The organism is Cellvibrio zantedeschiae (genome assembly GCF_014652535.1).
GTDB classification, from domain to species: Bacteria; Pseudomonadota; Gammaproteobacteria; order Pseudomonadales; family Cellvibrionaceae; genus Cellvibrio; species Cellvibrio zantedeschiae.
In genome coordinates this window covers 198,850-213,811 of record NZ_BMYZ01000003.1, presented here as the reverse complement: position 1 = coordinate 213,811, position 14,962 = coordinate 198,850, and the positions used below count along the sequence as shown (strand labels likewise).

At 45.0% G+C, this 14,962-nt stretch carries 12 protein-coding genes; 3 read left to right on the top strand and 9 right to left on the bottom strand.

All coding sequences use genetic code 11. The features are described from left to right. The first annotated feature begins 65 nt into the window (after positions 1-65). Positions 66-2,039, top strand: a complete 1,974-nt coding sequence (locus IE104_RS14990) for an alpha-L-arabinofuranosidase family protein (RefSeq protein ID WP_189420010.1) — start codon at positions 66-68, stop codon at positions 2,037-2,039. 242 nt (positions 2,040-2,281) lie between these two features. Then, the gene (locus IE104_RS14985) at positions 2,282-3,472 is read left to right on the top strand and encodes a serine hydrolase domain-containing protein (protein ID WP_189420008.1); all 1,191 of its coding nucleotides are present in this window, start codon (positions 2,282-2,284) and stop codon (positions 3,470-3,472) included. 201 nt (positions 3,473-3,673) lie between these two features. Here the strand turns inward: IE104_RS14985 and IE104_RS14980 are convergent, their stop codons facing one another. Next, entirely contained in the window at positions 3,674-4,528 is an 855-nt protein-coding gene (locus IE104_RS14980; protein WP_189420006.1) for a PA4780 family RIO1-like protein kinase, read from the bottom strand. Positions 4,529-4,723: 195 nt separating this feature from the next. On the opposite strand from IE104_RS14980, the gene IE104_RS14975 reads away from it, so the two are divergent. Next, positions 4,724-4,972, top strand: a complete 249-nt coding sequence (locus tag IE104_RS14975; protein ID WP_189420004.1) for a hypothetical protein — start codon at positions 4,724-4,726, stop codon at positions 4,970-4,972. A 42-nt stretch (positions 4,973-5,014) separates the two neighbouring features. Here IE104_RS14975 and IE104_RS14970 read toward each other — a convergent pair whose 3' ends face one another. From IE104_RS14970 to IE104_RS14935, 8 genes are all read right to left on the bottom strand, one after another. Further along, entirely contained in the window at positions 5,015-7,090 is a 2,076-nt protein-coding gene (locus IE104_RS14970) for a TonB-dependent receptor (RefSeq protein ID WP_189420001.1), read from the bottom strand. Between the two features lie 9 nt (positions 7,091-7,099). Next, a complete protein-coding gene (locus tag IE104_RS14965; RefSeq protein ID WP_189420000.1) occupies positions 7,100-8,209 on the bottom strand; it encodes a HupE/UreJ family protein in 1,110 nt (369 codons plus the stop codon). Between the two features lie 2 nt (positions 8,210-8,211). After that, positions 8,212-9,294: a tetratricopeptide repeat protein gene (locus IE104_RS14960; protein WP_189419998.1), complete on the bottom strand. Its 1,083-nt coding sequence runs from the start codon at positions 9,292-9,294 to the stop codon at positions 8,212-8,214. A 114-nt stretch (positions 9,295-9,408) separates the two neighbouring features. Beyond that, complete coding sequence (locus IE104_RS14955) at positions 9,409-9,909, bottom strand: Ig-like domain-containing protein (RefSeq protein WP_189419996.1); 501 nt, start codon at positions 9,907-9,909, stop codon at positions 9,409-9,411. Positions 9,910-9,920: 11 nt separating this feature from the next. Further along, on the bottom strand, positions 9,921-11,510 hold the full coding sequence (locus tag IE104_RS14950) for a DUF4331 domain-containing protein (RefSeq protein ID WP_189419994.1): 1,590 nt from the start codon (positions 11,508-11,510) through the stop codon (positions 9,921-9,923). A 202-nt stretch (positions 11,511-11,712) separates the two neighbouring features. After that, complete coding sequence (locus tag IE104_RS14945) at positions 11,713-12,432, bottom strand: anti-sigma factor (RefSeq protein WP_189419992.1); 720 nt, start codon at positions 12,430-12,432, stop codon at positions 11,713-11,715. After that, positions 12,429-12,968: a sigma-70 family RNA polymerase sigma factor gene (locus IE104_RS14940; RefSeq protein WP_189419990.1), complete on the bottom strand. Its 540-nt coding sequence runs from the start codon at positions 12,966-12,968 to the stop codon at positions 12,429-12,431. The genes IE104_RS14945 and IE104_RS14940 overlap by 4 nt, the downstream gene beginning before the upstream one ends. Positions 12,969-13,128: 160 nt before the next feature. Continuing rightward, on the bottom strand, positions 13,129-14,931 hold the full coding sequence (locus tag IE104_RS14935; RefSeq protein WP_189419988.1) for a tetratricopeptide repeat protein: 1,803 nt from the start codon (positions 14,929-14,931) through the stop codon (positions 13,129-13,131). Between the last annotated feature and the right edge of the window lie 31 nt (positions 14,932-14,962).

Below are 14,962 nucleotides of genomic sequence, written 5' to 3'. Positions count from 1 at the left end.
GGCAGCAAGACTAAGAATATTATATTATAAAACATACCAATACTTACTTCGGACAGGAAAGCAGTATGAAATATAAACTTAAAATAATTACCGCAGCCTTATTGCTGGGTGCGGCTAATGCTCTGGCAATCGACCTTGAGGTTGATGCAAGCAAGTCCCTCACAAAAATCCAACCCACTATGTACGGTATCTTTTTTGAGGATATTAACTTTGCTGCCGACGGTGGGCTCTATGCGGAAATGGTGAAAAACCGTTCCTTTGAATTTGAAAACCGTTTAATGGGTTGGAAACAACCTAACACCAGCGCTCACTCCTTTAACGAGCAGTCTGGCATTGCTGACATCATTCACACGGCGGACAATAAAACCAACAAAAATTTCGCGCGCTTTACGATTAACGATGACCAGGGCTACGAAATTATCAATGAAGGCTTTCGCGGCATGGGCGTTAAAAAAGATGCCCGTTATAACCTCACACTGAAAGCCGCCAATCACGATGGCGCGATTAAAAAAATCCTGGTGCAACTTATCGATAAAGATAAAAAAGTCTTAGGTGAAACCAGCATTACTCCCAATGCTAATGAATGGAAAAGTTACTCGGCACAATTATCTGCAAAAGCGACAGAAGCCAAAGCCCAATTAAAAATTTCATTTGTGGGCAAAGGCACTATTGATCTCGATATGATTTCGCTTTTTCCTGAAGAAACCTGGAAAAACCGCAAAGGTGGTTTGCGCAAAGACTTGGTGCAATTACTTTATGATTTGAAACCGGGCTTTTTACGTTTCCCCGGCGGTTGCATTGTAGAGGGCCGCACGCTTGCCGAGCGTTACCAATGGAAAAAAACTGTGGGCAATGTGGAAGACCGCGAGTCCATGATCAACCGTTGGAACAAAGAATTCGCGCACAAACCAGCGCCAGATTATTTTCAATCCTTTGGTTTGGGTTTTTATGAATATTTTCAACTGTCGGAAGATATTGGGGCATCACCACTACCGATTTTAAGTTGCGGAATTGCTTGCCAATTTAATACTGGCGAATTAGTTCCCCTGGCTGAACTCGACCCTTATGTGCAAGACGCGCTTGACCTTATTGAATTCGCCAACGGTGATTTAACAACGCCATGGGGTAAAGTGCGCGCCGATATGGGCCACCCCAAACCCTTTAATTTGAAAATGATTGGTGTGGGCAACGAGCAATGGGGTTACCAATACATTGAACGCTTTAAAGTTTTTCAAGCAGCGATAAAAGCCAAGTATCCGGAAATTCAAATTGTGTCTGGTGCTGGTCCCTTCCCGGAAGGTCCACACTTTGATTACGCGCAAGCAGAACTTAAAAAGCTAAAAGCCGAACTGGTTGATGAGCATTACTACAAAGATTCAAAATGGTTTAGGGAAAATGCTGGACGTTACGACAAGTACGATCGCAATGGCCCAAAAATATTTGCTGGTGAATACGCGGCGCAAAGCGTCGCTACCGTAAGCCCGGACAATAAAAACAATTGGGAGACTGCATTTTCAGAAGCGGCATTTATGACGGGTCTTGAACGCAATGCCGACGTGGTTTATTTAACTTCTTACGCACCGCTGTTGGCGCATGTAGATGCATGGCAATGGACGCCAGACCTAATTTGGTTCAACAATTTGGAATCTTACGGAACGACCAATTACTATGTGCAAAAATTATTTTCCAACAACAAAGGTACAGATTTAATTTCATTGACCAGCCAAGGCGTGCCTGTAACCGGACAAAACAATTTGTTTGCATCGGCTACTAAAGATTCCACAACTAAAGAAATTATTGTAAAACTGGTTAATACGGATAAAAACGCGCAAACAGTGGCTATTAATGTTAACGGCGAAAAGTTAAATGGTTCTGGTAAATTGATAATCCTGACGAGTGCTGGCTTGGATGACCTTAACTCTTTTGAAAAACCGAAAAATATTTATCCTGTTGAAAAGAAATTTTCTCCCAAGGGTAACAAAATGGATTTGGATCTTGGTCCCTATTCGGTGACTATTTTGAAGCTCAAAGTAAAATAAGATCTTCCTCTGTGTAAAAAGCCACCTATAAGGTGGCTTTTTACATTGTGGTTTTTAAAAGTATCAAACCGTTGTATGTGTTGATTTTTGTGACAAACAGTCGAAGATAAACTCTTTTTTGATAAGCATATCGGTAAAAATTCGTTATTTTTGTTTTGCACGGCTTGCCAAATTACGGGGTGTAGTGTTGAACTACTGGCTTTGTTTAAAAAGTGCCTTACAATTAACGGGAGTTTCGGGATATGAAGTGGTTAAAAATAGCTGCGATTGTTTGCCTCACCATTTTTCCATTTCTATCTAATGCTTTTGCGAAAAGCGCTACACCAGCCTATTTAAAGCGGCTGGATGGTACAAAAATTTCAACAGTAGATGTTGAACAGCTTGTCCAACGCTTAATGACAGAGGCGAAGGTAACCGGTCTTAATATCGCGGTATTAAACGATAACAAAATAACTTACGTAAAAAGTTTCGGTTGGCGAAACAAAGAAGAAAAGCTGCCTTTAACGGAAGATACAGTCGTGTACGGCGCATCTTTTACCAAAGCTGTATTTTCTTATTTCGTCATGCAGTTGGTGGATGAGGGCGTGTTGGATCTTGATAAACCCGTCCACCAATACTTGCCAAAACCTTTGCCTGAATATGATCGTTATAAAGACCTTGCTAATGACGAACGCTACAAACTTATTACCTTGCGTATGTGCTTGAGCCACACTGCTGGTTTCCCCAATTTCCGCTGGATCAATCCTGATAAAAAACTGGATATTAAATTTACCCCAGGCTCACGCTACGCTTACTCTGGTGAGGGCATTAATCTGGCGCAATTTATTATTGAAAATGTGACGGGAAAAAATGTGGGCGAAATGATGCGCGACCGCATATTCAAACCCTTTGGAATGACCGGCACTAGCATGACCTGGCAGCCAGAGTGGAAGAATAATCTCGCAAAGGGTTACGATGAAAACGAACAGCCATTGGAACATGACGAGCGCTCCAAAGTCAGCGCTGCAGGGTCAATGGATACCACCATTAATGATTACGCAAAATTTATTGAGGCGGTTATGCGCAATAAAGGCGTGTCCAAAAAAATGAAAAACGAGATGGTGACTTCGCAAATTCAAATTTATTCACCGCGCCAATTTCCTACTCTGATGACAGAAACAACTGAAGCTAATCGTGCAATTAAACTTGGTTATGGTTTAGGTTGGGGCGTATTCGAAACGCCTCACGGCAAAGCCTATTTTAAAGAAGGCCACGATGATGGTTGGGAAAATCACTCGGTGGTATTTTCCGACAAAAAATTAGCCATAGTGCTCATGGCAAACAGCTCGAATGGCGATAAGATCTTTAAAGAAATATTGGAAAAAGTCGTTGGCGATACTTACACGCCATGGCAATGGGAAGGTTATATTCCTTACGAAAAATCTATTCAGTGACTTAGGTCCGTGATGTTCATGCGTAGCGAAAAAGTTATTGTAGCGTTAATGTTAACTGTGCTTTTAGCGCTAACTGGCTACTGGTTGAAAAATCAATTTAAAATCGATTCCTGTTTTGATTTAGGAGGTAAGTGGGATTACGAAGAAAAGCGGTGTTTGAAATAGAAATTAAAAATGCTGTTAGATAAGCTTTGCAATTTTTTACTCATTATCCGCATCTTCGCGCGCAGCTTTTTTGCGCTCCATTTCTAAACGGGCGTCTTCGATTTCACGCAGCACGGCTTCTATGTCGGCCTCAACCGTTGAATGTTCGAACTTTCCGGTGAGTTTGACACTGGGGTTTAATTTACCACTTTCGTACAGCGCCCAAATTTCGTGGGCGTAATCTGTATCAAGTAATTCCGGTGCAAAGCGGCCAAAATAGTTGGCCATGTTTTTTACATCGCGCTCCAACATTGTAAACGCGTGATTATTACCGGCGGCATTTATCGCTTGCGGTAAATCGATAATGACGGGGCCCTGCCAGCTGAGTAAAACATTAAATTCCGATAGATCGCCATGAACAACACCCGCGCATAACATGCGCACCACTTCCATCATCATAAACTCGTGGTATTCGCGCGCTTGTTCTGCCGTCAATTCCACGTCGTTTAAGCGCGATGCGGCGTAGCCTTCGGAATCAATCACAAGCTCCATCAACAACACGCCGTCAAAACAACCGAAAGGTTGAGGCACGCGAACGCCAGCATCGGCAAGGCGATAAAGTGCATCCACCTCAGCATTTTGCCACGCGCTTTCTTGCTCTTTGCGCCCATAGCTAGAGCCTTTGCCCATAGCGCGTGCGCGGCGCGAATTGCGTTCGTTACGACCTTCCTGATATTTGGTCTGGCTGCGGAAGCTGCGTTTTTCTACTTCTTTATAGACTTTGGCACAGCGAATTTCCCCGCCGGATGAAACAACATAGACAGTAGCTTCTTTACCGCTTTTAAGTGATCGTAAAACATCATCGATAAGTCCATCTTCTACGAGGGGTTCGAGGCTTTTGGGGATTTTCATAAGGTGCAGCAGTGTCCGTAGCTGGGGTACTAAATATTCATCGCCTTAGCCGCGTGTGGCGTGCGATTTGGGATAGGGCGGTATCATATTGGAGATAGCTCACTAAAGCTTGGTGATTTTGTATAAAATGCCTTTTTCCATGGCGGCAGGATTGAGTTGCGCGCTTGTAAATGGGCTTTTTTGAGGGTTTGGCTAATGTTTAAAGTTCTGTTTCGCTTTTGGTTGCGCCGTTTTATTTTCACTTTTAGTGTGGCATTGGTAGCCCTGTTTTGCTGGAACTACAACCGCTACGGGCTTTCACAAAATATGTTGATTAACACCTGGGTGTGGGCGCTGCTAGCTGCGATTGTCTCCTCATCCCTGTCAACCTATTGGGCTTACACTCGCCAGTGCAAGGTGTTAAAAACGCACTACGAAAAACGATTTGATCAAAAGTCAGAGTAGCAACGCATACCGGTTGGGTAGTTACTCAACCGGTATAAATTACTAAAATTTATATTCTGCTTTTATTCGTAAGCTGCGCGGTTCTAGTGGGTGATAATGTAAATCCTCCACACCTTCTTCTGACTCTCCTATCAGGCGAGAGCTGTAAAAATAATCTATGTCGTGATCTTTGCTATCGAATAGATTTAATGCATCCAACTCCACACTAAATGATTGCCATCTATAGCCAATACCGAGATTGGTGGTGCTGGTTGCTTGCGCACTACGAGTATCAAAACTATCCAGATGGCGCGCGCCAAAATATCGGTAACGCAATGAACCATGCCAACCTGTGAGAGCGCCGTAGCTAATACCCGCGCTCGTCACAAAAGGCACAGAGCCCTCAACATATTTTCCTTCACGCGTTTGGTTCTCGGTAAAGTTAGCGCGCGTCCACGCCAATTCCAAATCAAAGTTCCAGCGGTTATCTAACCAATAATAAGCAGCGATTTCATTGCCGTAGCGTTCAGATGCTCGACTCGCTTCGGTGTTACCGGCATCACCTACAAATACCAGTTCTGAATCCGAGCGCAAGTACCACAGTGACGTAGAAATATTAAAGCGTTCCGCATCAAATAATTTAATACCTATTTCTGCACCGGTTGACGGCACAATTAAATCTACCGCTTCACTCGCCTCACCGCTAACAGGATCTTGCGTGATAGTTGCACCGCGTGCGTCATTGGAGTGAAGACCTTGGCCAAAGTTGGCGTAAGTTTCTATGTTGTCGCTGACTTTATAGCTTGCACCTAATTTGAAGCTGAATTTTCCCTGGGTGGCATCGCCTGAGTTTTCGGTAATATTGCTGTCCACATCTGCTGAATAAAAATCGTAACGTGCACCTAGATGAAGATGTAAATTTTTGCTTACGGAAATTTTTGATTGCACAAATACTCCGAGAGACGCTTCTTTAACGGCATCTTCCCGCGTTGTGCTTAAGCGTTCACGTTCGCGCGTATGGTAGAGCGCGACTTTGGAGATGTTGTCGTAGCGTAAATCGCTACCGATTTTATAATTGATTTCCTTGTCATTGATAATCCTTGTATCTGCTCGAACAATTTCTCCGCCAAAAATATTGCGTTCATCAACCTGCTCAAATTTATCGCCATTAATAGGGTCGTCCAGAAAATATGTGAAGTTGGAAAATAAATCGAGCGAGGAGTGAATCGCGTATGCATTGGCTGACCAGTGCTCGTTTGACCAAGAACTGGATAAGCTGTACCGACTAGATTCTCCACCTACATTGGTATCTAATGAACCTAATGTATCAATAATATGCTCACGTACTGCACGCTCGGGAATCTGGTCTGCAGAATTCCAGCGATTTTTGTAAGCCATTAATGTGAATGAAAAATTTCCTTGGAGAACATCTTCAGAATACCTTGCCAGCAGATTATTTTTAGCGACATCTTCGCTAATACTTGACCAGGGGCCATCGTAAGTTTGGTGTTCAAATCCAACTAGCAATTGACCACGCGTTACACTTATATCGCCACCGGCAACCAAGCGAGAGAAATTATTTTCACCTGCCGTTAATGAAACAATGCTTTCACCAGATTTATTTTTTAAATTGAATTGTGCAGAGCCTGCACCAGAAAAATCGCCAACCTCAGCGTAGTAGGGACCTTTATGATAATTAATACTTTGGATAAATTCCGGGATAATAAAGTTAAGATCTGTGTAACCCTGCCCGTGACCATGGGTGCGCATATTTACTGGCATGCCATCAATACTGGTATTGAAATCAGTGCCGTGGTCTAAATTAAAACCGCGTAAAAAATATTGGTTGGCCTTGCCGGAGCCACTGTGTTGGGTAACAACCATGCCGGGAATAAATTCTAAAATTTCACCCGTGCGCAATACTGGGCGGTTGGCGATTTCTTCACTGCCAATAACACCTTCAGACGCAGATAAAGTTTCGCCTAATAAATTTACGCGATAGCCTTGGATAATGACGGTGTCCAAATCCAGATCGCTTAGCATTAAATTATTTGCTAATTGTTCACTGGCTTTAGCGTTTAAAGCAGATGTGGTTACCAGCATAGCAAGGAATAAATATTTTCTAGAGAAGTTTTTCATGGTTTTTCCTTAAATACGTTGAAGTGTCCATTGCACCGCCAGCAACACAATAATGGCCGACAAACCTGTCATGGAGTAACGCGCGTACAAGAAGTGTTTACGCAATAAAATTAAAAGCGGTAAAACCAGAATCACGATAAACATTTGGCCGATCTCCACGCCTAGATTAAATGCCAGCACAGTGAGTGCTTGTTGATCTGCAGGTAAACCCAGTTCGCCAAGTGCGCCAGCGAAACCCATTCCATGCAGTAAACCAAAACCAAAGGTTAACCAACCCAGGCGTTTAACCATGGGAAAAATATTATTGAGCGCTGCAAGCGCCACCGTAATGGCAATACCCACTTCAACCCAGCGGCTGGGTAAATGAATCCAATTTAAGGCGGTGGCGGTGAGTGTTATGGAATGCGCGAGCGTAAAAGCCGTGACAATCCATGTTGCTTGAACTACAACCTCTTTGATGTTTGGGTTGTCATGTGAGTAATGATGTTTGCGAATGAGTACGCAGCTTACTAATAGCGAGAGCAAAAATAGAATATGATCAAACCCGATCCATATATGTACTACACCTTGAGTAACAAATTCTTTAAAAGTGGCAAAGCGACTGCCTGCACCTTCGTGTAAATTAAGACTGCGGTTGGTATCAGATAAAATTCGTGGACTGGAGTTTTTTTCATTGCTCATGCTCAGTAATAATTTGTGTTGGCTATCCACGTCAAAAAAAGCAGAGTAGTTAATTCTTACAACACCATTAATTGGGCATTGTGCGCGTAGAGGTAGTACTAGATAGCCTTCATTGAAATGAGAATCCACTTGCCAGTTTTCAGCAATCGCTAAAGTGCAATTTTTATTGTTGCGAGAGATTTGCAAGTGGTGCTGCAAATATTGTGTGACGATTTGAGCGCGACTCTGCAATTCTTGCCAACGTAACTGACCATCGCCATCTATATCAACACCAATAGCTTGCTCCAGATCATAGAGGCGAACTTGCCAGTCACCTTTGAATACACCGGTACTATCAACGCTGCCATTTAAATAAGCGGTGCTGAGTTGGTGTGCCTGGCTAGTGTTGGTAATACATAGAAGCAACAAACTTATTAATAAGGAAATAAAATTTTTCATGATTACATTTCCTTTGACTGGTTGAGATATTTGGCGCGTGCCAATAAGTTTTTATCGTTATATTCGCGGGTGTTGGCAAAATTGGTTTCAGCCCAGAAAAGCGCTTTTTTTGCGTCGGGTGCAAGATCCAAATAATAAATCGCAAGTTCGCTTGCATGGAGGCTGTCCTGGCGTTGCTCACGCAGACTGACGCGCTCAGCTAATTGTGTTTGCCATTCTGGTTTTAGCCCGAGTTCTTTCTCGGCAAGGGCGAGGCGCAGTAAAAGGGCGTCGTCCATTTCCATTGCAGATTTAACAATGGGCGCAAGACGTACCAGAACCGCCTGTGGATTATGTAGTGCTAATTTTACATCTGCCCATTGTGCTAAATAATTTACGCTGGCATTGGTCAAGCGAATTTCTAACCATTCTTCACCAACAGCGGGTTGCTGATTGCGTAGTGCTAAATCAGCGAGTAACTGGATGATCCAGTTTGCGCGCTCATCATTGGGCAGACCTTCGCGTTTAACCATATCGGCCAGTTGTTGGTAGGTATTTTTTAAATCATTAGGGTGTAAGTAAGAATTAGCTTCCAGGCTGCAGGCGGTCACCGTTAATAAATCGGCAGTGCCCAATATTTTTAAACAGGCATTGCGCGCTGCTGCAGATTTATCTTGAATTACATAAATACGCGCCGCTAATAAATTAGCGTTAATATTGGTTGGGTCTTGTTCCAGAACTTTTGCAATAGCGTTTTGTGCTATAAAAAAATTATGTTGGTGCTGTTGCACCTGCGCCCAGGCGAGCCACACATTTTTGTCGGGAATATTTTTTTCTATTAAGGGTTTTAACGCAGCTTGCGCTAAACCGTAAAAACGCGATTGACCGGGTTGTGCAGCCTGTTCCAAATAAGCATTGGCGAGTGCTGTTACAGTCTGTGGATTGTCTGGCTGCAAATGTGATGCAGCTTTAAGTGATTGAAACTTATCATTCGCCGTTGCGGGCCAACGTGCGATGATTTCATCATTTGATTGTGGTGTGTAGGGTGCGGCATTTACCGCACAATAAGGCGCGCACAATAACAAGATTGTTAAAAGTTTATTCATGATTTTTCCCTATCAGAGAATGTACCTCTGATGACAAGCCCGCTGAAATTCAGCTATTAAGATTAAACAATCGGTTTTAGATAAAATCCTCGCCGTCCCTAGCAAGGTAAATTTTTATTTAGAATTTAATAAATCGTCGTAAGCGTTTGCAGCAGTAACATCTTGCGTAACTTTGCGACTGTTGAGTGGCAGCGGACTATCGCTAGCTTTTTGGTTGAAGGCTTTGCGGCTGTAATCGTTAAACGACACTTGCTGCAAATCGACGGTGATCATGACTGCTGCGGGTGCTGACAAATGCCATTGATCAGAAACCGTGAAGGTAAATTTGTCACTGCCCAAAAATTCGGAGTTGGGCAAATAAATAAAATTGCCGTCGGCTTCGAGTTTGAGCGTACCTTTTGTGGGTGCCGTGCCGACGAGGAAAGTGAGCTTGTCCGATTCCGCATCTGAGCCCGCTAATTTGCCGGTGTAAGTGGTATCTGCCTGCACGGTAAAATTGCTCGCCGTTGCAGAGGGCACCATATTTTCTTTAGGTGGTTTTTTATCGTCGTCGCCGCAACTGCTGAGCAGCGCGGTGGTGAGAATTAGAGTAAAAAATATTTTTAATGGGGTCATGTCAGCGCTCCTTATTTAGAACCTGGCAATGGATCAGCCAGGTAAGGGAAGCTGGTGGTTGTCATGCTCGCGTTAACAGGTGCGCCGTCGGTAAATGGCACATTGCCCACGCTGGCATCAGCGGGTTTACACAAGCCTAAATCTGTATCAACACCGGCAACTGGAATTGGATAGCAGAGGCGACCCATCACAACACGCAGTGCAATGTCTACCACGTCATCGCCAGGGCGACGGCCGTTGGGGAAACCGGCGAGGTCATTTCCTGCAACACCAAAAGCAGATTGTTTATCCGCAGCGGTTGCTGCAATGCCTGTGTTCAAACGCAACATTTCCGATGCCGTAACTTTAGAAAGTTGGTTCACGCCGGGGAAGCCAGTGAGAAACGCAGTGACCAAATCATTACGTGGAAAGTTGGTTGGTGCGAGAGTTTTCAGGTTTGCACCGAGCGTGGTGTTCACCGCATCTTTAAACAGAATGTTGAGTAATTCTGGTAGCGATGGATGAGTTACATAATCTGCAAATTGCGCGTCGTCTTTTGGTTCAGACGTTGAAAATTTATCTTTGTCTTTGAGGCCAATAACCAATTCATTAACCAGCGGATTTCCCAAGCGGGAAACTTGAGTCCATGCACCGCCGTTCACTTCAGTTTTGTTAAAGGATGCATTTGGGTTAAGGATGCGCGCTTGCGGCAAGCTTGCAGTTGTCCAGGTACCGATTACGCCGTTACCGCTGCCAATCAAACACGCCTTGGGAATTTCCAACGCAATTTCAGTTACGTTTTTAAAACGCAATTCGTCGTTGTTTGCATTTTGGGTAATACCGCCGGGGAAACCTTTGCCGTCGCCAGCACCGGGCGCGCTATCGCCTTCAACCGGAACATAATTTACCAGGTCAAAAGTTTTGCCGAGGTTAACTACAAAAGGATCTTTGCGTTGACCAACAAAAACTTTACCCGTAGTGGCGCAACCCGGAATAGTAATTTCGTGAATAAAAGTGTTTGCATAGGTTTTGTAGTTGGCAACAGAACCAAAAGTTTTGGTGCCGACAAAATCCAGAGGCTTAGAAAAGGTTGCGCTACCCGTTGTGGTATTTTTAATATCGGAACGTGTACCTGTGCGACGATTACCGGACACAAGTTGTAAAGTATAAGTCTCGCTAAAATTTACATTGGCTTCGTTACCTGCGCCTACACCGCCCACATTCTTTAAGGGCACAGCTACTGCTTTGGTGGCACCGGCGGTGCCAACGTCTAACTTCACGCCCTCGCCACCCGCCAACATTTGGCTGAAACGAAAATCGAAAGTTAGATCTTCAACGGCATCACCATTGTTGTCTACATGAATGCTGTACAGCGCAGTGGGATCCATTGCAAAATAATTTGGGCCACCATAAGCATCTTGCAGTGGAACATAGTTGGCGACGAGAGTTACATAATTGCCGCGACCCGCTTCGTAACTGTTAAATGCATAAAAATCTGAAGAATCCACCGCTGGGCTGCGGGTGATGTTCGGTGCTTCGCGGTGGCTGGATGCCAGTACTTGTGTGGTGATGAGTCCGGCGCATAGCGCGCCTATAACTGTAGAGAGATATGTGCTTTTCATTTGTTTTTCCTTTTGTGAATGCTGTTGCCAGCAGTGCAATAAATCGCGCAGAGCGCGAGTTTGTTTAACGTGCACAACACAAACGGATCAACCGGGGTTTTGGATTCAGAAAAGTGCGAAAAAATAAAAATAGTTTTTTGCAGACATAAAAAAGCCCGCACGAGGCGGGCTGTAAACTTAATCAGAAGCGATTGAACGGGTTTTAAATCGTCACAATCTGCGCAACGTAAAGCACTTTTGTAGGCTGGCCATTAGGCGATCCACCTAAAGGTTCTTGACTGACTGCAAGCGCTGCAATTTTCACCTGATCCAGAATTGCCTTGCGCGGTAAGGTCAACTTGCCTTGTTTAGGTAAAAGGCCCAGTGAAACAGGCGGGCGACCATCGGCAGCGACCATCCACAATTCGTAATCCTGATCGGGCAAGGCTTTGAAATTGTCGGTGGCCACAATGGAAAGTTCATTTTTGCCCAACTCAATCGACCAGAGTGCTTCGGCTTTTTCACTTTGCACCACGGCAATTTGCGTTGCTACGCGATCGGGTGTGGACGGCGTTTGCACGAGGAAAATCGTCAACACTAAAGCTGCCGCGGTTGCCGCACCTGTGAGCCATTGCCAGGTACGATTGGGTTTGATAGTTACACTAATCGGCGCTTGCGGAATACGAATTACATTTGCGGGTAATTCAGTTTGATTAAAGCCCAGTTGCTGCTGGATTTTTTGCCAAAGTTCGGGCCGTGGTTCAACCGCGGGCAAGCTCGCGCCCAAGGTATTCAAACGGCTTTCCCATTGCCAAAGCACATGGCGCAATCCTCGATGTTGCATTAACAGGGCTTGGAAACGTATGCGTGCGCGCCCGTGCAAGGTGCCCAATACATATTCTGCAGCGAGTGCGTTTTTTCGTTCCTCGGTAAGGTAATTCATACTTCTATGCACCTTTTTAAACGTTCGAGTCCGCGGCGAATCCAGGTTTTCACCGAGCCCAATGGCGAGCCTGTGTGATCGCAAACTTCCGCATGGGTAAGGCCGCGAAAGTAGGCGAGCTGGATGACGTTGCGGTGCTGGTCTTCCAACAAATCCATGCAGCGATCAATCAAGGCGCGCTCGCGCTCGGCGTAAAGCTCCTTTTCGGGACTCTGTTCGTCTTCGCCCTCCTCGGTTTCCTCGTCACTTTCGCGGCGGCTCTTTGCGGCGCGCAGCATATCCAGAGCGCGGTAGCGAACTATGGTACTCATCCAGGTCAGTACATTGCCTTTTTCCTGTTGATACTCGCCCGCGTTGTGCCAAATCCGCACAAAAGCTTCTTGCACGGCGTCTTCCGCCAAATCGCGGCGACGCAGCATTTGCAAGCTAATGGCATAAAGTTTTCCGGCGGTGTGTTGGTACAGCTCTTCAAAAGCGAGCCGGTCCCCTTGTGCGGTTGCACTCAGCAGCCGCAGGGCGTGTTGATTGGGGTCCATATTCTTGTCCGTTATGTGCTGGATGAATTTTTACCCGAAAGGAGGGTATTCATTGCTAATACGGAGCAGAAGGGTGTTTGGATTCAAAAAATTTTTGAGGCGGTCGGGCGCGCTGCAATTACTACTCGAATTTACAGCGCGCGTGCAGGAGGTTTATCTATTATCTGTTTGGATTAACAACACTGGTTTGGGTAGGTTTTCTAGCGTTGAGCTGCTCTTCCTTAATCAGGTTGGCGATACTTTCGTTACCTACTGCCATGGTGATGGCATCCATCACTTCAGTGTTGGCGACTGTCCATTCACTAAATTGTGGATTGGGTGCGAGTTCAAGGCGCATCTCCTGTAAAAGTTCTGGACGATTAATCTCAGTGTTAAGCCGTGTTTGCCAAGTCGTAGCCCATTTTGCAATTTGCGGATCACGCGAGTTTTGCGCCATGGAGGTCAGTACGCGAATCGCTTCTGGTTTTTGCCCTGCATAGGCGTGCGCAAGTGCGGCTGTACGTGCGTAGGCGTTCACTTCACGTGCTTGCTTCCATGCCAAAATTGCAGAACCTAAAACGTCGTCGGATGGATTTTCCTGTGCGAGAACGCCAGCCCTGAAATAAGCGTGCAAAGCTTCCGGTGCTTTGGGATTGAGTGTGCATGCCTTTAAAAGATTGCGCTGCGCCGATTCAAGATTGCTTTTTCGTAACTCACCTTGCGCCTGTTCTGCCACACGCAATTGCGCTAAACCTAACAGATAAACCGCATCAAAATCTGGTTTAGGTTCGTTGGCTTTGTTTGTTAAGAACGCCATAGCATTTTGTGGATTTCCACTGTCGATTTGTGCACGGCTCAAGACCAATTGTGCGAAATCACTGGTGGGAAATTTTTTCGCCGTGTTTTGGATTTTAGTAAACACTGCCTGAATTGTTTTGCTATCGGGGCAGGCTTTTAAAGTAGCATTCGGTAACAGCAAATCATTGGCTGCCAAGGGCATAACGCTAAACGTTATTTCGCCAGTAGGGCCGGCAGCAAAGTTGGTTTTGAGTGCATCGGCTTTGTAGTTATAGCGCTGAAGAACCGTACCGAGTTTGGAAACTTTATAACCAAAAGCGTCTTCAAACGCGCGCGTTGGCTCTGTACCTTTTGCAATTAAATTCAGGTAATTACTGAAATGTTGGATGTTCTCGCTCGATGACAAAATATAGTGAGTCAGCACCCAGGATTTTGCCTCAAACTCCAGGCGCACACCCGCCTTGCCCGCATAGTTATGCCCTTTGGTATTGTTTTGCAAGAGAATGTCTTTGTAGTCAAGACTGTGTCTGTGGCCGCTTAAAAAGCGAAGGTATTCGCTGATCGTTTCAGGGGCCATACCCACAATAGTTTCTGAATCAGAAAAACGGGTATTGGCAAAATATTGTGCAAAGCCATCGATGTACCAGGTGGGCGCACGCAAGTCGCTATAACGATAAATAAAATGTCGCGCGTAAGCGGCGAAAATGTAAGAAAGTCCTTCGTTTTCCGGTTTCTTTTGCAAGTCTGAATCAGGTCTTTCGGCGTAAAACATGTGCGCACCAAATGCCTGTACACCCTGCGTGCAACTTTTGTATAAACCTATGGCCTCCGATGGATGTTCTTTATCAATTTGATAAATATCGTGGAAATCTTTTAAATAATAAAGCGTGAGTTTAGGGCTGGAATCTACCGCTGTTTCGCTCAAAGTGTAGGTGCGCAGCAGGTGATCCAGGCGTTCAAGCTTATCGAGCAATCTTTCTACATGATCGCGCTTGGTGTCGGAGTAAACGATGAAGTGCGGGCTCTCGGCGCGAAACCAGTCTGCTGCATGTTGCTGGCCACTAATGACCAGTTCGGTGACATCTTTTTGTTTGGATGATGTAAGCGTCGTAGTCTGTGCTGTCACATAAGGAATAACTAACAGCCCGAGAATTATTATGGCATTCGTGCAATATTTTTTTTTCATAGCTTGTCTCGCTGTTATTTAATTATTTTCG